Origin of the sequence: Micromonospora sp. NPDC049523, from assembly GCF_040676775.1 — a bacterium.
Taxonomy (GTDB): Bacteria; Actinomycetota; Actinomycetes; order Mycobacteriales; family Micromonosporaceae; genus Micromonospora_G.
In genome coordinates this window covers 116,737-135,571 of the sequence record NZ_JBFAPP010000014.1, presented here as the reverse complement: position 1 = coordinate 135,571, position 18,835 = coordinate 116,737, and the positions used below count along the sequence as shown (strand labels likewise).

Below are 18,835 nucleotides of genomic sequence, written 5' to 3'. Positions count from 1 at the left end.
CTGTTCCGTGCCCCCTCCCGCCATCAGCCGGACCGGCCGGCTGGGTGGGCGGGTGCTTTCGTTGATCATGAAGTTGGTGCGCTTAACGGGGGGGAAAATGAGCGCTAACTTCATGGTCAACGGGGTGCTGTGGGGGTGGGGTGGGTGGGGGTGGGTGGGGTTAGTCGGCGTGGTGGCGGCCGGGGGAGCGGAGGGTGCGGCGGGGGGTGTCGGGGGAGGTGGGTTCGGCGGGGGTGGGGGCTCCCAGGCCGCTGACCCAGTCGACGTACTCCTCGTCGGTGGCGGGCACTGGGCGTTCCGTACGGCCGCGGCCACGCTTTTCCGGTGGTTCCGAGGAGGTCTTGGCGGTGTCGGGGCCGGTGGTCGCGTCGGGCTCCGGGTTGGAGCCGGATGAGCGGTTACGGCGGAACAGGCCGCGACGGGGGCGTGCTGCCTTTTCCTCGGGTTTCTCGTCGGACCCCTGCTCGGTCTTTGATTCGAGCTTCTGAGCGGCCGTTGTTTCGAGCTGCTGAGCTGCCTTCGTTTCGGACTTTTGCTCGGTCGAGTGGTCGTACCCGGGGAGGGGCGGGGCGGTCGAGCGCAGGTCGGGGGCGATACCGGGGATGGTGCGATCGGGTTTCGGTTCGGTGGGTTCGGGCCGGGAAGTGGTGGGGGATGCGGTGGTGGTGCTGGTGGGATATGCGGTGCTGGTCGGTGGCATCGGTGCTGGCGTCGATCCGCTGAGGCGGAAGGGGTTCTTCCGTACCGGCTCGGGGGGCGTCGACGGGCCGTTGCCGGTGACCGGTTCGGGAGTGGTGTGGGGCTTGCCGGTGGCTATCGGTTCGGGAGTGGTGATGGGCTCGACGCTGGTGAGCGGTTCAGGGGTGGTGAAGAGCTTGCCGCTGGTGAGCGGTTCGGGGGTCGGGTAGGGCTTGCTGCTCGGGAGCGGTTCGGGGGTGGCGAAGGGCCTGCTGGTGGCTACTGGTTCGGGGGCCTTGAAGAAGGGTTCGGGCGGGGCGGCGGGTTGGCGGCTCTCCGTACGCGGGGGGTCCTGGTCGTCAGCGGCGTTGCGGCTGGCGCGACCGGTGGGTTCCGGAGCGGAAGCGGGGGTGTCCGTCCGGCTTGCGGCGGCGAACGCGTCCCAGCCGCTCTCGGTGCGCTCCTCGAACGGCTTGTGCCGGTCGACGGAGGAGGGCCAGAAGTCGGCGGTGGACATGGTCGCGAGCGTCGGATCGGCCCATTCGGGCTCCGGTCGGCGGACCGTGGACTCGGACGTCGTCCCGAACGGGTCCGACTTCGGCGACCTTGAGGGTTCGGGGGGCGATGACCGGAGCGGTTCCGGGGTCGGCGGCTTAAGCGGGTCCGGTGCCGACGAGCGTGGGGCTGGGGCCGGGATGGGCGCTGCGGGCGCGGGGCTCACCGGGCGGGTCAGGTCCGTCGTCGGCCTGTTTTCGATGCTGGACCCTGTAGTCGCCGCGAACGGGGCCGCCTGCGGAGTTGCTGCTGGCGGTGGGGTGGGCGTGAGTGGCGGTGGCGAGGAGGGAGCGGTGGTGGTCGAGGGGCGGACCGATGGTGCTGGGGGCGACGATGGGAACGGCGCGGGGGTTGCGAGTGCTGGCGAAATCGGCGACGCGGGTACGGCTGGGCCGGTGGGAATTGACGAAAGGTCGGAATCGCCAGGGTCTGTGGATTCCGACCGGTTGGTCGATTCGCGCCTGGTTGGTGATGCCGGCTTGCTCGCTGTTCCGGGCTTGTCTACCGGCTCCGGGTCGCTCGCCTCTGCCGGCTTCGGCTTGCTCGCCGCGTAGTCAGCGCTGAGCGGTCGGGATGGGGTGTAGGCGAGGAACGGGGTGGCGGGGCTGCTGTGGTCCGTGTCGGTCTCACGCGACCGGCGCGGACTCGGGATGACGGGCTCGGCTGCCGGGTCAGAGGACCCGGCGCCGGACCGGGTGGCGGCCCACAACTCGGTCGGGTTGTCCTTCCACGCCCGTGTCGCGTCGCTCGTCGCGGATACGGGGGAGTGGTCGTCCCATGGCCGCGTCGGTTCGGGCGTGGCGGGTGAGTGGTCGTCCCATGGCCGCGTCGGTTCGGCGGTGGCGGGGGTGGTGGAGAGGTGGTCTGGGCGGGGCTCGGTGGGCCGGTCGGTCCACGGGTCCGTCGAGTGGCTGGTCCAGGTCTCGGACGGGCTTTCCGCCGCCGGCTCCGGGGTGCGTACGCGCTGGAGGATCTCGGTTGGCTGCAACGGGGTCGGTGTCGCCGTTTCCGCGGTCAGCGGCCAGCGCATCACGGCGGCGAGTACCGAACCGAGCGCACCCGCCGCGACCGCGACCAGTGCACCCCAGTACGGCGCCGCCTGGTACTTGTCGGCCGAGTCACCCGGTCCGGCGGCGAGGTAGGCGAGGGCGAGCATCGCCGGACCGACCGCCCCGGCACTGGCGACCACCACGGTCGAGTGGCCCCGCATCCGGGCCAGCGCGCCGGTGAGCGCCCCGGCCACCAGCGCCAGCGCCGGCATCGTCACGACCGCCAACCGCTGGGTGCTGCCAGCGCTGAGCCAGGTCGGGTCCGGCACTCCGAGCCGTACCGCGGGCAGTGGATCGGTCGGGCCGAGTGACGGCATCACCGAGATCAGCGCCAACACCCAGATTCCACCGGTGACGAAGGCGACGTTCCAGCTCACCGGCGACTGGTGCAGTGCCGCCACCGCCGCCGCGAACCCGACCAGCGCGCCCAGGCCGGCGATCAGACCAGCGGCGAGGACCGGGTCCACCGAGTCGACCTGCGCGGCCCGAGCCGGTTGCATGGACAGCGGCGCCACGGCGCCGCCGCCGAGTGCGGCGGCGCCGGCAAGCGCGAGCCGGGTACCGAGGGTGGGGTGGTAGTCGTACCGCCGGGCCAGCCGATCCGCGATCACCGCGCCGACGACCGCGGCCACCATTGTGAACCAACTCACCCAGGCGAGCTGGGCGGTCCACTGACTGGCGGTGGTCGAGTCGAAGGTACGGGCGAAGCGCACGATCCCGAAGCCGTACGCGAAGCCGAGCTGGCCCGCTCCGGCTAGTACGCCGACGCCGAGTGCGACGAGCAGCACCCTGCCCCAGGTCCGAAAGGCCATGCGGGGCAGGTTACGGCCCGTCGGGTTGGATCGCCACCCTGACGCCAGCGCGTCGGTGACTACTTCGCCTGCCTCGTCACCGGGTGCTGCTCACCTGCGGCAGCACCTCGGCGGCGATGAGTTCGAGGTGGTCGAGGTCGGTGAGGTCGGTCAGGCGCAGGTGCACCCGACCAGCGCCGATCTCGGCGAACTCGCCGATCCGCTCGACGAGCTGGGCCGGCGAACCGATTACCGGGTCCTCCGGCGGCAGTGCGCTCTTCTCGTGCAGCGGTGCCGCCCGGCGCTGGGCCTCGGCCTCGTTACGGCCGATCGCCACCACGATGCCGGTGGAGAGCACCAGCGGGTCCAGCCCGTTCGCTGCCCGGTCCACCTTGTCGCACGCGTTGAGTACCCGCTCGTACGCCTCGGCGGTCTCCTTGACCGACTTGAACGGCATGTTGAACTCGTGCGCGTACCGGGCGGCCAGTGCCGGGGTGCGCTTGAGGCCCTTGCCGCCGACGATGATCGGCGGGCCGGGGACCTGGATCGGCTTGGGCAGGGCGGGCGCGTCGACGAGTTGGTAGTACTCGCCCTGGTGGTTGAACCGCTCGCCGAGCGGCGTACGCCACAGGCCGGTGACCACGGCGAGTTGTTCGGCCAGCCGGCTGAACCGTTCGCCGACCGCCGGGAACGGGATGCCGTACGAGAGGTGTTCCCGCTCGTACCACCCGGCGCCGATGCCGAGGTCGACCCGGCCGCCGCTCATCTGGTCCACCTGGGCGACGATCACCGCGAGCGGGCCGGGCAGCCGGAACGTGGACGAGGTGACCAGGGTGCCGAGCCTGATCCGGGACGTTTCCCGGGCGAGACCGGCCAGGGTGATCCAGGCGTCGGTCGGGCCGGGCAGTCCGGGGTCGGCGCCCATCGACTGGTAGTGGTCGGCGCGCAGCCAGCCTTCGAACCCGCCGTCCTCGGCGAGTCGGACCATCCGGAGCTGGTCGTCGTAGGTGGCGCCGCGATGTGGTTCGGTGAAGATGGAAACTCGCACGTTATCGACCTCTCGCCCCGGCAGATGCCGGGGAATCGCGCTCCATCAGTAGTTCGTGCAGATCGGCACTGCAACGGGCCACCTCTTCGAGGTGCGCGTTGCGGCCCAGCGTGCGTGGCCGGGGAATGTTGATGTCGACCACCTTGCGGATACGGCCGGGGCGGGGACTCAGCACGACCACCCGGTCGGCCAGCAGTACGGCCTCGTCGATCGAGTGGGTGACGAAGACGATGGTGGCGGCGTTCTCCATGTGCACCCGCTGCAGTTCCACCGACAGCTCCTCGCGGGTGAGGGCGTCGAGGGCGGAGAACGGTTCGTCCATCAGCATCACCCGGGGGTTGCCGACCAGTGACCGGCAGAGCGATACCCGTTGCTGCATCCCGCCGGAGAGTTCGTGCGGCAGCCGCTTCTCGAAGCCGCCCAGACCGGCCATTTCCAGCAGTTCCATGGCGCGGGCCCGGTGGCTCGCGCGGCGCCAACCGAAGATCTCGACCGGCAGCAGTACGTTGTCGAGCACCGTCCGCCAGGGCAGCAGGGCGGGGCGCTGGAAGAGCATGGCGATGTCGCGCCGGGTCTTGGTGACCCGTTCGCCCGCGACGGTGATTTCGCCCTCGGTTGTCGGCAGCAAGCCGGCGATAAGTCGGAGCAAAGTGGACTTTCCGCATCCGGAGCGGCCGAGAATTGCGACAAATTCGCCCTCGGCGACGTCCAAGTCGATGCCGCGCAACGCTTCCACGGTGCCCGATCGCCCGGTGAAGGTACGGGACACCCCCGCGAGTCGGATCATCCGGCAGGCTCCCCATCCAACGTAGGCAGGTCAACAGCCCGGACAGGTTATCCGGATTGTCGGCGAACGGACACCCCGGGGGGCGATACCAGTTTGTTTCCGTTCCGCAACATGACACGCCTGGCGGGGCAAAGGTGGGGTTCTCGTACGCTGTGCCCGCGAAGTTTCCTTAACCACGGCACGGCGCCCACCCCCCGGCCCCGAGCCGCTCCGCCCCAAACGGCCCCCTCCGGACGGTCGAAAGCCGCCGGTCGAAAGGAAATGGTGTTCATGAACAGGCTCACCCGTACGCTCGCCATCGCTGCTCTGGCCAGCACATTGGCCATCGCGACCGGCTGCAGCGGTTCGGACGGTTCCGACGCAGCCAGCGGTGGCGGTGACCCCAAGACGCTGGAGAAGGTCACGTACCTGACCTCGTTCGCCAACTTCGGTCGGGACGCGTACGCCTACGTCGCCAAGGACAAGGGCTACTTCAAGGAGGCCGGGTTCGAGGTCGACATCAAGCCGGGTAGCGGCACCCTGAACAACCTCAAGGCGATCGCCACCGGTACCGCGATGTTCACCCCGCTCGACCTCACCGGCATCCTGCAGGCGCGGGGCACCGGTAGCGCCGAGGCCAAGGACGTCACCGTGGTCGCGGGCATCCAGCAGCGGACCATGGCCGCGATCATCACGCTCGACGGCAACAACATCACCACCCCGAAGGACCTCGAGGGCAAGACGCTCGTCGACAGCCCCAGCTCGGTGGTGCGCAACCTCTTCCCGACGTACGCCAAGCTGGCCGGCGTCGACGCGACCAAGGTCACCTGGCGCGACGGTGACCCGGCGGGCCTGATCGGTCTGCTGGCCGGTGGGGCCGCGCAGGGCATCGGGCAGTTCGTCGTGGGCAAGCCCACTGTCGAGGCGGCGGCGAAGGGCAAGAAGGCCGTCGTGCTGCCGTACAGCGACGTGATGACCGACCTCTACGGCAACGTCCTGGTCACCTCGACCAAGATCGCCAAGGAGGACCCGGACAAGGTCAAGCGCTTCACCGCCGCGCTGATCAAGGGGCTCGTCGCGAGCATCGACAACCCCAAGGAGGCCGGCGAGATCCTGGCCAAGAACGTGCCGACCGCTGCCGCCGCGCCGGCTGCCGCCGAGTGCGAGCTGATGGCCGCGTTCGTCCGTTCCGCCGGTACGGGTGCCGCGGTTGGCACCATCGACACCGACCGGGTCGCCCGGAGCATCGCGATCCTGCAGGGTGCCGGCGCGATCCCGCCGGGTCTGACCCCCGAGCAGCTCATCGACGTCAACCTGACGCCGAAGGCCTGATCGTTCCAGCGTCACGGGGGTGCACCCGCCGGTCACACCGGCGGGTGTACCCCCGCTTCGTTCCGGCCACAGCCGGACCGGAGGTAGGGCCGGCGAGAGCCGGACCGGACGTAGCGCCGGCAGTGGCCGGACCTACGTAGCGCCGGCCGGTGGCCGGACCGAATGAGGAGCCGGCCGACCGCCGGACCGAATGAGGAGTGTGAGACCAAGAAATGGCCGAGTTGACCGAGGTTCGACCCAGGGTGCCCACGGCCGTGAGCCGGGAGCGTCGGGTCGGTGGGTCGGTGGCGCGGATGGCCATCTGGCCCGTGGTCGGGGTCGTGGTCACGGTCGCCGTGTGGTGGCTCTCCACGGACGTGTTCTCGCTGGTTCACCCGGCGGTGCTGCCGCCGCCGGCCGAGGTGCTGGACGCGTTCACCGCCAAGCCGAGCCTGCTGTTCGAGGGGCTGCTGGAGACCACGCTGGAGACCCTGATCGGCTTCCTGATTTCGACCGTGGCCGGGATTCTGATCGGGCTCGCGCTGGCCGCTTCGCAGACCCTGGAGCGGATGTTCTCCCCGCTGCTGGTCGGGGTCAACGCGATCCCGAAGGTGACGATCGCGCCGCTGCTGGTCTTCGCCTTCGGCTGGGGCCAGCAGCCGATTCTGATCATGGTGTTCCTGCTCTGCTTCTTCCCGATCGTGCTCGCCACCACGTCCGGGCTGACCGCCACCCCGGCCGACCTGGTCGAGCTGTCCCGTTCGCTGGACGCCTCGCGGTTCCAGGCGTTCCGCAAGGTACGGATGCCGGCCGCGCTGCCGCAGATCTTCGTCGGGCTGAAGGTGGCCATGCCGCTGGCCGCGATCGGCGCGGTGATCGGCGAGTTCCAGGCCGGTGCGGGAAAGGGCCTGGGTACGCAGATCATCCAGTTCGGCGGCCAGGGTGACAGCGCCACCGCGTGGGTGGCGATCCTGCTGATCGGCATCATGAGCATCGTGCTCTACTACGCCCTGGTCCTGATCGAGTACCTGACGTTGCCGTGGGTACGGGAGACCACCTCGGCGCGGTGAGCCTCGTGCCGCCGGTCGACCCGCCTACCGGTGCCATCGACCACGCGACGGATCCCGGCTCGACCGGGTTCCGTCGTCGGTACCGACGACGGCGGCCACGTACCAACCCTTCCGGGCCGGTACGTGGCCGCCGTGACGCCGTACGGTGGTGCCCCGGGTCAGCTCGCCAGGCGCCAGCGGCCACCGCGGGCCACGAGCATGCTCAGTGCCTGTGGCATGAGTCCGGAGTGGTTGTCCGGGGTCATCCGGATCGGGCCGCTCAGACCATCCATCTGCGAGGTCTCCAGCACGTCGCGCAGGCCGTCGCGGTTGACGCCATCGCTGGTGCTGTCGGCGCGGACGGCCGCGTCGGTGATGAGTTGCAACGCGTCGGCGGCGAACGAGGAACTGCCGTAGTAGCCGCCGAACCGGGCGGTGTAGTCCCGGAACCACTGCTTGCGGGCCGCCTTTGCGGGCGTCGTCGCGATGACGTCGTCGATCACCATGGTCTGGCTGAACACCATTGTCGTGTTCTCCGCCGCCTGCCCGCCCGCGCCTTCCAGGAACAGGTCACCGGCCGCACCGGCGTCGAAGAAGAGCTGACCCTGGTAATTGTCCGCCCGTGCCTGGGTGGCGGCCAGGACCGATTGTTCGGCGTTGGTCCATACGATGATCGCGTCCACCTTGGCTTCGATCATCGCGGTGACCGGGCCGGTGAAGTCGGTGTCGGTCGGTTTGATCGGCTGGGGTGGGGCGGTCTTCAACTTTGTCTTGCCCAGTTCGTACGCCAGCGCGCTCTGGCCGTCACGGCCGTAGGCGTCATCGGTGTAGAGCACACCGACCTTTTTGATTGCCGGCCGGAGCCTCAGTTCGGAGACCAGGGCGGAAGCGCTGTCGGCCGCGTTCGGTGCCAGTTTGAACACATAGCGTCGGTCGGCGACCGGGGTGGCCACGTTGTTCGCCGCGGCGAGGGCGATGGTCGGGATCTTCTTCTCGTTGATGGGCTTTGCCGCGGCGACCGCACACGCGTCGCAGCTGCCCATGATGATGGCGCTGACCGTGGGATCGGCGGCGAACTCACCGATGTTGCGCAGCGATTCGTTCGGGTCGGAGCGGTTGTCCTTGACCGTCAGGGAGAGCTTCCGGCCACCGAGTACACCAGACTCGTTGATCTGCTCGACCTTGAGTTCCAGGGCGCGCTTGTACGCCTCGCCGACCGGCGCCGACGCACCGGAAAGTTCCAGGTCGGCGCGGACGACGATCTCGCCGGTGTCCTGCTGTTCGCTGCTGAACTGGCAGCCGGTGAGCGACGTGGCCAGAATGGCCGAGGCGAGCACCGTGAGTGTCGCGGAGCGGATGGGCGTCAACTCAGTCCTCCATGTGCGCGGCTAGGGCGGGGTGCCCGGTCACCGGCGACGAATTCCGTCCTCAGTAGAGCGACGGGGGTGGTCTGTCGTACGGTGTGCGCGAAGCCTTCAAACCTGGAAAACCTTGCCAATGGCGAGCGCCCGGGTCAAGCGGGCGTAGTCGAGCATGTTTCAGGACGGCGATCCTACATTCGGGACGCCGATCCCACATGCTGGCGGCGGCCGGTGTTTGCAGGCGTTAACTTTCCAGAAGCGTACGACCACTCTGACGATATTTGCCCAGTTCAGGGGCACGTGAATAGAAGGGTTTCGGTGAGCAGAGTAGTGGTTCAGTCCCGTCCGACCGTTTCCTGCCGCACCGCCGCTTCCCAAATCGGCCTGCTTCTGATGAAATCGCGGCCGTGCCGCGTGCGGCCCCATCCGTGGCAGCAGGCACCGGAGGGGTGGCCACGCGTGGGAGAAACGACGGAGGCGATGTCGTGAGCACCGGACCTACGACCCTGCCCGAAAACGGCCCGCCGGAGCACGGGGCACGGCGCCGCTGGCTGCCCCGACTTCGGGACACCAGGATTCGGTCCAAACTTGCGCTCATCCTGGTGGTGCCGGTGGCAGCGGTTCTCGCGCTGGCCACGGTCCGGTTGGTCGACGTCGGGCAGACGGCCTACGACGCGAACATGATCCGGTCCTTGACCGCGCTGTCGATCGACGTGTCGGCGCTCACCCAGGATCTGCACAAGGAACGGATGGCCGCGGCCACCTACCTTGCCGATCCGGCCGCCAACGCGGACGCCTACAACCTGGCGGTCCGGCGTACGGACGAGCGGATCACCGCGTACGGCGACGAGCGCAACTCGATCGGTAACGTGCCGGAGTCGATGCAGACCCGGATCGCGAAGATCGACGACCACCTGGCGACCCTGAACAACACCCGCCAGGAGGTTCTCGACCGCAAGCAGATGCTGGTTGTCGAGGCGGTGCTGCGCTACGGCGTGATCCTCACCGACCTCGGCGACTACGGCGAAACCCTCGGTGAGCTCTCCGGTGAGGGCCGGGTGGCGGACAGCCTCCGTGCCGTCGCCGCGTTCGCCCGAGCCAAGGCGGGCGCCGCCGAGGAACAGGCGGTGGGCTTCACCGCGCTGCGCTCGGCCCGGCTCGACGAGGAGCAGTACTCCTCGTTCGTAGCCACCCAGACCAGCCAGCAGGAGGCCCTGGCCTCCTTCGAACTGGCCGCTTCGGCGAGCCAGAACGAACTGGTGGACAAGACCTACAGCGGTGACGCCGTGACGCTGGCCGAACGGGCCGCCTCCGACGTCGCCCGTGCGGTCGGCCAGCCGACCAACGCCGCCTTCGCCAGGAGCACCTCCGAGGCGATCGGCGCGGTCATCGACCTGATGCGCTGGGCGGAAGTCCAGCTCGAGGTCGAGTTGCTCGCCCAGGCCGACCAGGCCCAGTCGGACGTGATCCAGCAGGCCGTGATCGAGTCGATAGTGGTGTTGATCACGCTGATCGTCGCCATCGCGCTTGCCGTGATCCTGGCCCGGTCGCTGAACGCCTCGCTGCGCCGGCTCCGTGAGGGCGCCCTGTCGGTGGCCAACCACGACCTGCCGGACGCGGTCGCCCGGCTGCAGAACGTCGGCAGCATCGGCGACGGTGGTGTGGAGGAGATCGTCCGCCAGGTACGTGACCCGATCCGACTGTCCAACAAGGACGAGATCGGGCAGGTGGCACTCGCCTTCAACGTCGTACACCGGGAAGCGGTCCGGGTCGCGGCCGAGCAGGCCGCCCTGCGGACCAGCGTCTCCGCGATGTTCCTGAACCTGGCCCGTCGAAGCCAGGCGCTGGTCGACCGCATGATCGGCGAACTCGACATGATCGAGCGCGGCGAGGAGGACCCGAAGCGGTTGGCCCAGCTCTTCGAGCTGGACCACCTGGCCACCCGAATGCGCCGCAACGACGAGAACCTGCTGGTCCTCGCCGGTGCGGACTCCACCGCGCCGCGCCGCGACGACGCCCTGCTGGTCGACGCGCTGCGGGCCGCCCAGTCCGAGGTCGAGGCCTACAACCGGATCGAGTTCGGCACCGTCGACACCGACATCTCGGTGGCCGCGCACGCGGTCAACGACGTGGTCCGTCTGGTCGCCGAACTGCTCGACAACGCGACCCGGTTCTCCTCGCCGAACACGGTCGTCGTCGCCGACGCCCGGCGGATCCGCGACTACGTACTGATCCAGGTCGAGGACCGTGGCCTGGGCCTGAGCGAGGAACAGCTCGACGCGCTCAACCGCCGGTTGGCGGCCCCGCCGACCGTGGACGTGGCCGCGTTCCGACTGATGGGTCTGGCCGTGGTGAGCCGGCTCGCCTCCCGGTACGGCATCCGGGTGGAGCTGCGCCGCAACGTCGAGGGCGGCACGGTGGCCCAGGTCACCCTGCCCAGCGAGACCGTGGTGCTGCCGCAGTTGCGCGGTCGCGAGCCACTGGCCACCCGGCCCCGGCAGCCGCTCGCGGTCGAGCCGGGTCCGGCAGCCGCGCTGCCGGCCGGTCCGAGCTGGTCGGAACCGATGACACCGGTCGGTGCCGGCCGTACCTCCGCCGCCACCCTGACCGACCAGTGGCGTACCACCCCGCCGGCACAGCCGCAGCCGATGCAGTGGCAGACCGCCGACGTACGGGACACCACGACGCCGGTCGGCGCCTCCGCCGCACCGGTGACGCACCAGCTGGCCGCGCAGCCGACGGCTGCTCACCCGCTGGTCACCCCGCCACCCACCACGCACCCCACGCTGACCGCGCCGGTCGACAGCTACGCCGGTACGCCGACCATGGCGTACCCCACGGTTCGTTCGCTGCCGCAGCGCACCGTCGGCGCCGGGGTTGCGCCGAGCCCGGCGCCGGCCGCCCCGATGGCGGCCCCGCCGGCCGGCCTGCCGGCCGGACCGGTGGCCGGTATGACCCCCACGCCGCCGCCGGCACCGCCGGTCGCTCCGGCGCCCGCACCTCGGGCACCGGAACAGCCGGGCGAGGCGCCGATCTTCCGGGAGATGGAAGCGGTCTGGTTCCGTTCCCACGGGCAGGATTCGACGGCCATCTTCAACGTCCCGCCGGGGGGTTACCAGACGCCCCCCGCCCCGCGGACAGTCCCGGCGCCGCGAGCCTCCGAGCCGGCCGCGCAACGGGCCAGCCTGGCGGAGAGCGTCGCCGCACGCGGCCGGGCAACCCTGCCGGCCCGCACTCCCGGCCAGACCACGTCGACCGGCTACACCCCGCCGCAGGCGCCGGCCGCACCGGCCGCGCCGGTTCGGGCGCCGGAACCGGTGGCAGCACCGATCGCCGCACCGGCGGCCGCACCGGTCTCCCCGCCGGCTGGCACCGGTACGGAGGCCTGGCGGACGGCCGCGGACGAGGGCTGGGCCCGGGCCACCCGGGCGGCCGAACCGGCCGCGGCGGGTACCACCCGCTCCGGTCTGCCCAAGCGGGTGCCGCAGGCACAACTCGTGCCCGGCGGCGTCGAGACGAAGCCCGGTCAGGCACCGAGCCGTCGAACCCCGGACGAGGTACGGGGACTGCTGTCCGCCTATCACCGCGGTGTGCAACGCGGCCGTACGGCCGGCAGTGAGCAGAACGGCACGACATCAACCAAGGAGACGAGCCGATGAACAGGCCAGCAGCGATGCAGGACATGGGTTGGCTGCTCAGCAACTTCGCCGACAGCGTGGCGGGGATCGCGCACGTGGTGGCCGTCTCGGCCGACGGGCTGCTCCTCGCCTCCTCACGCGACCTGCCGCAGGACCGCGCCGACCAACTCGCCGCGATCACCTCCGGTGTGGTCAGTCTGACCGACGGTGCTTCCCGGATGTTCAGTGCCGGCGGAGTCCTCCAGACCGTCATCGAGATGGACAGCGGATACCTGTTCCTCATGTCGATCAGTGACGGGTCGTCGATGGCCGTACTGGCTGCCCGGAGTTGCGATGTCGGCCAGGTCGGTTACGAGATGGCGCTCCTGGTCGAACGGGTGGGTGCCGCGCTGGTGCCGTTGCCGCGTGAGGCGGTCGCCCGCCCCTAGCAAGGATTTGACCAAGGACGGATGTCGGTGGTGCCGCAACCTGACCGGAAGGAGGTGACCGCAGAATGGACTACCCCCCGCGCCGTGAGGATCCCCGTGGTGCGTTGGTTCGCCCGTACGCGGTCACCCGCGGCCGTACCGAACCTCGCCAGGACATCGCCCTTGAGGCGGTACTCACGGCGACTCCGGCGGCGGTTGCGGAGTCCCGGTTCGCCGGGCATGACAAGCACCGCATCGCCACTGTCTGCGAGGGCCGGGCGCAGTCGCTGGCGGAGATCGCCGCGTACACCCGGCTTCCGCTGGGTGTCGCCCGAGTGCTGGTCGCCGACATGGTGGCGGACAGCTTGCTGACGCTGCACACTGCCGCTCCCCCGGAAGCGTACGAGGAGCGGATGGAACTGCTTGAGAGGGTGCTAAGTGGACTTCGCAGGCTATGACCCCGTCGGGGCACGCCGCAACCGGGGGATCACCTCCGCGAAGATTGTGGTTGCGGGCGGCTTCGGGGTGGGCAAGACGACGCTTGTCGGCGCGGTCTCGGAGATCACTCCGCTGACCACCGAGGCGGTGATGACAGCGGCCGGTGTCGGCATCGACGATCCGTCGAAGGTGCCGGGCAAGGAGACCACCACGGTCGCCATGGACTTCGGTCGTATCACCATGGCCCAGGATCTGATTCTCTACCTGTTCGGGACGCCGGGTCAGACTCGGTTCTGGTTCATGTGGGACGAGATCATCCGGGGTGCGGTGGGTGCGGCCGTACTGGTCGACACCCGGCGGATCACCGACGCGTTCGCTCCACTCGACTATTTCGAAAACCGGCAACTGCCATACGTGGTTGCGTTGAACCGTTTCGACGGGGCACCGCAGTACGCGCCGGAGGAGGTGCGGGAGGCCCTGGCCATCGCCCCGCACGTACCGCTGGTGATGACCGACGCCCGGCACCGGGACTCGGTCAAGCAGGTGCTGGTGACCGTGGTGGAGCACGCGATGGCGACCCTGCAGGCGCAGCACGGCCGGGGTTTCCCCACTCCGGTCGGCTGATCCTCGGTTCACTACGCCGGCCGGGGCCGTGCGGTCGCTCGACCGGACGGATCCCCCGGTCGGCGGCCGCCACGGCTTCGGCCGGGATCTTCCGAGCCTCGGGGAGAATTTGCTTCCCGTCGACAGGGCTTCCGTCACCGCGCCCGCCGACAATTCGCCACCCCCCCATTCATCGGGCGGCCGGCGTGACGATTCCGCATAGGCGGACGACTATCGGTGCGCCTCGATTGCCGATCGACTCCGCAATGCGCGGAGGTCGATCGGTGGCAGCCGGTGGATCAGTCGACCGGTAGCCGGTAGCCGCGCTTGACGACGGTCTGCACCACGCCCGGCGTACGCAGGGCGGCCCGGAGTCGGGCCACGGCCATCTCCACCGCGTGTTCGTCGGCGCCGCGCGGCAGCGTACGCAGCAGGTCGGCGCGGGAGAGCACCCGGCCCGGTGTGGCGGCGAGTGCCCGGAGCACCGCCATCGGAGCCGGCGCCAGCGGTCGCAGGTCGCCGTCGACCACCGCCGCGTGGCCGCGCAGGGTGAGCAGGTGCCCGGCGACCTTGACGTTGACCGCCCGCCGGGGAAGTTCGTCGACGATGCTGCGGACCAGGGCGCCGAGCCGGGCCCGGGCCGGGGCGAGCACCGGTACGCCGTGCCGGCGCAGCGGTGCGGCGGTGACCGGCCCGACGCAGGCGGCTAGTACGTCCGCACGGAACGCCTCCAGTACGGCGTCGCCGCCGGTGCCCGCCGCGCGCAGCAGCGCCCCGACGGCCGGGGCGGAGGTGAAGGTGACCGCGTCGACCAGTCGCCCGGTGATCAGGTCCACCAGTCGGTGCAGCGGGGCAGGGTCGGTCGGCGGGGCCCAGCGGTAGACCGGCACCTCGATCACGGTGGCTCCGGCGTCCTCCAGGGCGCTGGTGCATTCCGGCTGCCGCTCGCCGTGCAGTTGCATGGCGACGACCCGGCCGGCGACCCCCCGTTCTCGCAGGTGGTCGACCACCTCGTCGCAGCTCTCCGAGTGCGGTGACCACTCGTCGTGCAGGCCGGCGGCCCGGATCGCTCCGCGCGCCTTCGGCCCCCGGGCGACGATGTACGCCTCGGAGAGGACCGAGCGCAGCGGTTCGGCCAGCCCCCAGCCCTCGGCGGCCTCCAGCCAGCCGCGCATGCCGATGCCGGTGTTCGCCATCACCACGTCGGGCGGGTTGTCCAGGCAGGCGCGGGTGGCGGCGCGCAGCTCGGAGTCGTCGGCCAGCGGGACGATCCGTAGCGCCGGGGCGAGCACCACCCGGGCACCACGCTGTTCCAGCAGTGCGGCGAGTTCGTCGCGGCGCCGGTCGGCGGTGACGCCGATGGTGAATCCGGCCAGCTCGTCGGACATCAGGACTCCTGCCGGGTGCCGACCTCGACGACGTTGTCCCGGCGCCGGATGCGGTACGCGGGCACCGCCACCTCGGGCACGTGGGGGCAGTCACCGGAACGCGGGTCGTACGCCTGCTCCGCCCCGGGGTGCTTCCCACTCCGCGCAAGGTCCGTCATGTCCGAAGCGTGGACGGAGGTGGTTTCGCGCCCGGGTCCCATTTGTTTCGTGCCTGCTAAGAGGCGCTCACAGTGCGTGTGTGCTGCCTGTTGTCCGGCGGCGCTTATAATATGGGAAAGTCGTCCTACATCCTGGGAGTATGGATGAGCGTGGTGCAGCTGTTCGAAGCCGCCGCCGGCACCTATGACCAGTCCCGACGTCGGCTCATACCGTGCTTCGACGAGTTTTACGGAACCGCCGTGGACGTGTCCGTACCGCCACTGCGTGCGGCGCTGGCCGCCGGTCGTACGCCGGAGGTTCTCGACCTGGGTGCCGGCACAGGTCTGCTGTCGGCGCTGGTCGGCGCGGCCGTACCCGGCACCAGGGTGACCCTGCTCGACGCCGCGCCGGCGATGCTCGCCGTCGCCGCCGAACACCTGGCCGCCCGGGGTGTCCCGCACCGGATCGAGGTGGCCGACCTGGCCGCGCCGCTGCCCGCCGGCCGCTACGACGCGGTGGTGTCCGCGCTGGCCGTCCACCACCTCGACGATGCCGGCAAACGCGATCTCTACCGGCGGATCCATGACGTGCTCGTCCCCGGCGGAGTCTTCGTCAACGCCGAGCAGGTGGCCGGTCCGACGCCCGCGCTCGACCGGCGCTACGCCGAGGTGTGGTTGACCCAGATCTCCGCGCTCGGTTCGGACCAGGAGGAGATCGACGCCGCCCACCAGCGGATGGCGTACGACCTTCCGGCGCCGGTCGGGGCCCAGTGCGACTGGCTGACCGAGGCCGGGTTCGTCGACGTCGACTGCTTCTTCAAGGCGTGGCGGTTCGCCGTCTTCGGTGGTCGACGAGCGGGGGATTGACGCATCTCCGGGCTGGTGACCGGGGGGTGGAGGGTGGCCGGAGGTACGGGTGTGATTGGGTAGCGGGGTACGATCAGCTGCGGCTGGTGACTGGGTGGCCCGGTCTGACCCACCGGTTCAGGACCGGCGGGCGTGACGGGTGGCCGGTGGCGATCCGTGGCCCCCGTTTTGACCGCGTGCGGGCCGGAAGAGTAACATCGCCTGCTGTTGTGTGACAGCCGAGGGCGTGCCCCATCAGGTACGCTTGGTCGTTCGTGCGCGCCTGGTGACCGGTGCGTGACCCCAGACCGACGACGAGACAAGGTAGACCTGTGCGTACGTACAGCCCGAAGCCGGGTGAGATCGAGCGTCAGTGGCACGTAATCGACGCCGCTGATGTCGTGCTGGGCCGTCTGGCCACCCACGCTGCCACGTTGCTGCGTGGCAAGCACAAGCCCACTTTCGCGCCGCACGTCGACACCGGTGACTTCGTCGTCGTTGTGAACGCGGGCAAGGTCGCGCTGACCGGTAACAAGCGTCAGACCAAGATCGCCTACCGCCACTCCGGCTACCCGGGCGGCCTCAAGCAGGTCCGCTACGAGGAGCTGCTGGAGAAGCGCCCCGAGCAGGCCATCGAGCTCGCCGTCAAGGGCATGCTCCCGCACAACAAGCTCGGCCGGCAGCTGATCAAGAAGCTGAAGGTCTACCCCGGTGCCGAGCACCCGCACATCGCGCAGGCGCCGGTGCCGTTCGAGATCAAGCAGATCGCGCAGTGAGCGCGGACGAAGGAATCAGCATGACCGACACCATTGAGGCCGAGCCCACCCCGGTCGTCGAAACCGAGACTCCGGCCGAGACCGAGACCGCCGCTCCGGCCGCCCCGGTTGCCCGGGCCCCTCGCGGTGACCGGCCGATCCAGACCGTTGGCCGCCGCAAGGAGGCCATCGTCCGGGTCCGCATCGTCCCCGGCAGCGGCAAGATCACCTGCAACGGTCGCGAGCTCGAGGCCTACTTCCCGAGCAAGGTCCACCAGCAGCTCATCAAGGAGCCGCTGGTGACCGCCGAGAAGACCGAGCAGTTCGACGTGATCGCGAACCTCCGTGGCGGCGGCACCACCGGGCAGGCCGGCGCGCTGCGCCTCGGCATCGCCCGCGCGCTGATCGTCAACGAGCCCGACGACCGCCCGGCCCTGAAGAAGGCCGGCTTCCTCACCCGGGACGCCCGGGTCAAGGAAAGCAAGAAGTACGGCCTCAAGAAGGCCCGTAAGGCGCCTCAGTACTCGAAGCGCTGATCAGCTTCTTTTTCACCCCCTTGCACGTCTGACGGACGGCCGGGTCCGCCTCCCCCTCGCGCGGTGGCGGGCCCGGCCGCTCGCTTTTTCCACTGGTCTGCTCCCCCGGAGGTACTCGCGCATGGGCCGGTTGTTCGGCACGGATGGCGTACGTGGACGTGCGAACGCCGACCTGACCCCCGAGTTGGCGCTCGCGGTCGCCGTCGCGGCCGCGCACACCCTGGCCGAGTCCGGCCTCAGCCACCGGCCGCTGGCCGTGGTGGGGCGGGACACCCGGGCCAGCGGCGAGATGCTGGAGGCGGCCGTGGTGGCCGGCCTGGCCAGCGCGGGCGCGAACGTCGTACGGGTCGGCGTGCTGCCCACCCCGGCGGTGGCGTACCTGGTCGCCGAGACCAAGGCGGACCTGGGCGTGATGCTCTCCGCGTCGCACAACCCGATGCCCGACAACGGGATCAAGCTCTTCGCGGCCGGCGGTAACAAGCTCCCCGACGAGGTCGAGCTGAAGATCGAAGCGGCCATCGAGGCGAACGACTCGTCCGACTGGCACCGGCCCACCGGCGCCGACGTCGGCCGGGTGCACGACCTGCTGGACGGCGCCGACCACTACATCCAGCACCTCGTCGGGAGCGTCTCGCACCGGCTGGAGGGGATCAAGGTCGTGGTCGACTGCGCGAACGGCGCCGCCTCCGACCTGGCGCCGGTGGCGTACCGGGAGGCCGGTGCCGAGGTGATCGCGATCCACGCCGAGCCGGACGGCATCAACATCAACGACGACTGCGGCTCGAACCACCTGGCCAGGCTCCAGGCCGCGGTGGTCGAGCACGGGGCGGACCTCGGCATCGCGCACGACGGGGACGCCGACCGGTGCGTCGCGGTGACCGCCGACGGCGCCGAGGTCGACGGCGACCAGATCCTGGGCATCCTCGCCCTGGCCATGCGCGACGCGGGCACGCTGACCGCGGACACCGTGGTCGCCACCGTGATGAGCAACCTCGGCCTGCGCATCGCCATGTCCCACGAGGGCATCCGGCTGATCGAAACCAAGGTCGGCGACCGGTACGTGCTGGAGGAGTTGCGCGCCTCCGGCCTCGCCCTCGGCGGCGAACAGAGCGGACACGTCGTGCTCCCCGAGTACGCCACCACCGGCGACGGCCTGCTCACCGCCCTCCAGGTGATGTCCCGGATGGCGGCCACCGGACGCTCGCTCGCCGACCTCGCGTCGGTGGTGGTGAAGCTGCCGCAGGTGCTGATCAACGTGCCGGTCGGGGACCGGACCGTCGGCGCCGGGGCGCCCGCCGTACTGGGCGCGGCCGAGCAGGCCGAGGCCGAACTGGGTGAAACCGGGCGGGTGCTGCTCCGGCCGTCGGGCACCGAACCGCTGGTCCGGGTGATGGTCGAGGCCGCCACCCAGGAGATCGCGCAGACGGTGGCCGAGCGGATCGCGGCCGAGGTACGCCTCGCGAGCCCGGTCGCCTGACC

General features: G+C 70.3%; 15 protein-coding genes and 1 pseudogene. 10 read left to right on the top strand and 6 right to left on the bottom strand.

What is annotated here, in order from left to right:
• Positions 1 to 160: 160 nt before the first annotated feature.
• The 3 genes from AB0J90_RS22595 to AB0J90_RS22585 all read right to left on the bottom strand — a co-directional run bounded on the left by AB0J90_RS22595 (position 161) and on the right by AB0J90_RS22585 (position 4,908).
• Positions 161 to 3,094, bottom strand: coding sequence for a hypothetical protein (locus AB0J90_RS22595; protein WP_363598798.1), 2,934 nt, complete (start codon positions 3,092 to 3,094; stop codon positions 161 to 163).
• A gap of 76 nt (positions 3,095 to 3,170) precedes the next feature.
• Entirely contained in the window at positions 3,171 to 4,121 is a 951-nt protein-coding gene (locus AB0J90_RS22590) for an LLM class F420-dependent oxidoreductase (protein WP_363598796.1), read from the bottom strand.
• Between the two features lies 1 nt (position 4,122).
• On the bottom strand, positions 4,123 to 4,908 hold the full coding sequence (locus tag AB0J90_RS22585) for an ABC transporter ATP-binding protein (RefSeq protein ID WP_363598794.1): 786 nt from the start codon (positions 4,906 to 4,908) through the stop codon (positions 4,123 to 4,125).
• Between the two features lie 270 nt (positions 4,909 to 5,178).
• Between AB0J90_RS22585 and AB0J90_RS22580 the strand changes: the two genes are divergently transcribed.
• Together AB0J90_RS22580 and AB0J90_RS22575 are read left to right on the top strand one after the other, a co-directional pair.
• Positions 5,179 to 6,219 (top strand): ABC transporter substrate-binding protein, encoded by a 1,041-nt coding sequence (locus AB0J90_RS22580; protein WP_363598792.1) that lies wholly within the window; start codon positions 5,179 to 5,181, stop codon positions 6,217 to 6,219.
• 293 nt (positions 6,220 to 6,512) lie between these two features.
• Positions 6,513 to 7,268, top strand: a pseudogene (locus AB0J90_RS22575) (ABC transporter permease); the annotation flags it as partial.
• Between the two features lie 158 nt (positions 7,269 to 7,426).
• Here AB0J90_RS22575 and AB0J90_RS22570 read toward each other — a convergent pair.
• Complete coding sequence (locus tag AB0J90_RS22570) at positions 7,427 to 8,614, bottom strand: ABC transporter substrate-binding protein (protein WP_363598790.1); 1,188 nt, start codon at positions 8,612 to 8,614, stop codon at positions 7,427 to 7,429.
• A gap of 479 nt (positions 8,615 to 9,093) precedes the next feature.
• Here AB0J90_RS22570 and AB0J90_RS22565 point away from each other — a divergent pair, with 479 nt between their 5' ends.
• The 4 genes from AB0J90_RS22565 (at position 9,094) to AB0J90_RS22550 (ending at position 13,715) form a co-directional block, all read left to right on the top strand.
• Complete coding sequence (locus AB0J90_RS22565; RefSeq protein WP_363598788.1) at positions 9,094 to 12,267, top strand: nitrate- and nitrite sensing domain-containing protein; 3,174 nt, start codon at positions 9,094 to 9,096, stop codon at positions 12,265 to 12,267.
• Positions 12,264 to 12,674 carry a roadblock/LC7 domain-containing protein gene (locus AB0J90_RS22560; protein WP_326561055.1) on the top strand — a complete coding sequence of 137 codons (411 nt, stop codon included), beginning with the start codon at positions 12,264 to 12,266 and terminating at the stop codon, positions 12,672 to 12,674. The genes AB0J90_RS22565 and AB0J90_RS22560 overlap by 4 nt, the downstream gene beginning before the upstream one ends.
• A 65-nt stretch (positions 12,675 to 12,739) precedes the next feature.
• Positions 12,740 to 13,111, top strand: a complete 372-nt coding sequence (locus tag AB0J90_RS22555) for a DUF742 domain-containing protein (RefSeq protein ID WP_326561054.1) — start codon at positions 12,740 to 12,742, stop codon at positions 13,109 to 13,111.
• Positions 13,092 to 13,715 (top strand): ATP/GTP-binding protein, encoded by a 624-nt coding sequence (locus AB0J90_RS22550; RefSeq protein WP_326561053.1) that lies wholly within the window; start codon positions 13,092 to 13,094, stop codon positions 13,713 to 13,715. Before AB0J90_RS22555 ends, AB0J90_RS22550 begins: the two co-directional genes overlap by 20 nt.
• 278 nt (positions 13,716 to 13,993) lie before the next feature.
• Here AB0J90_RS22550 and AB0J90_RS22545 read toward each other — a convergent pair whose 3' ends face one another.
• On the bottom strand, positions 13,994 to 15,082 hold the full coding sequence (locus AB0J90_RS22545) for a uroporphyrinogen-III synthase (protein WP_363598786.1): 1,089 nt from the start codon (positions 15,080 to 15,082) through the stop codon (positions 13,994 to 13,996).
• Positions 15,082 to 15,240 carry a hypothetical protein gene (locus AB0J90_RS22540; RefSeq protein WP_363598784.1) on the bottom strand — a complete coding sequence of 53 codons (159 nt, stop codon included), beginning with the start codon at positions 15,238 to 15,240 and terminating at the stop codon, positions 15,082 to 15,084. Before AB0J90_RS22540 ends, AB0J90_RS22545 begins: the two co-directional genes overlap by 1 nt.
• Before the next feature lie 144 nt (positions 15,241 to 15,384).
• Here AB0J90_RS22540 and AB0J90_RS22535 point away from each other — a divergent pair, with 144 nt between their 5' ends.
• From AB0J90_RS22535 to glmM, 4 genes are all read left to right on the top strand, one after another.
• Positions 15,385 to 16,086, top strand: a complete 702-nt coding sequence (locus tag AB0J90_RS22535) for a class I SAM-dependent methyltransferase (RefSeq protein WP_363598782.1) — start codon at positions 15,385 to 15,387, stop codon at positions 16,084 to 16,086.
• Between the two features lie 311 nt (positions 16,087 to 16,397).
• Positions 16,398 to 16,841 carry a 50S ribosomal protein L13 gene (gene rplM, locus AB0J90_RS22530; protein ID WP_326561046.1) on the top strand — a complete coding sequence of 148 codons (444 nt, stop codon included), beginning with the start codon at positions 16,398 to 16,400 and terminating at the stop codon, positions 16,839 to 16,841.
• Between the two features lie 20 nt (positions 16,842 to 16,861).
• A complete protein-coding gene (gene rpsI / locus AB0J90_RS22525) occupies positions 16,862 to 17,356 on the top strand; it encodes a 30S ribosomal protein S9 (RefSeq protein WP_326561045.1) in 495 nt (164 codons plus the stop codon).
• Positions 17,357 to 17,477: 121 nt separating this feature from the next.
• A complete protein-coding gene (gene glmM / locus AB0J90_RS22520) occupies positions 17,478 to 18,833 on the top strand; it encodes a phosphoglucosamine mutase (protein ID WP_363598780.1) in 1,356 nt (451 codons plus the stop codon).
• Positions 18,834 to 18,835 lie beyond the last annotated feature (2 nt).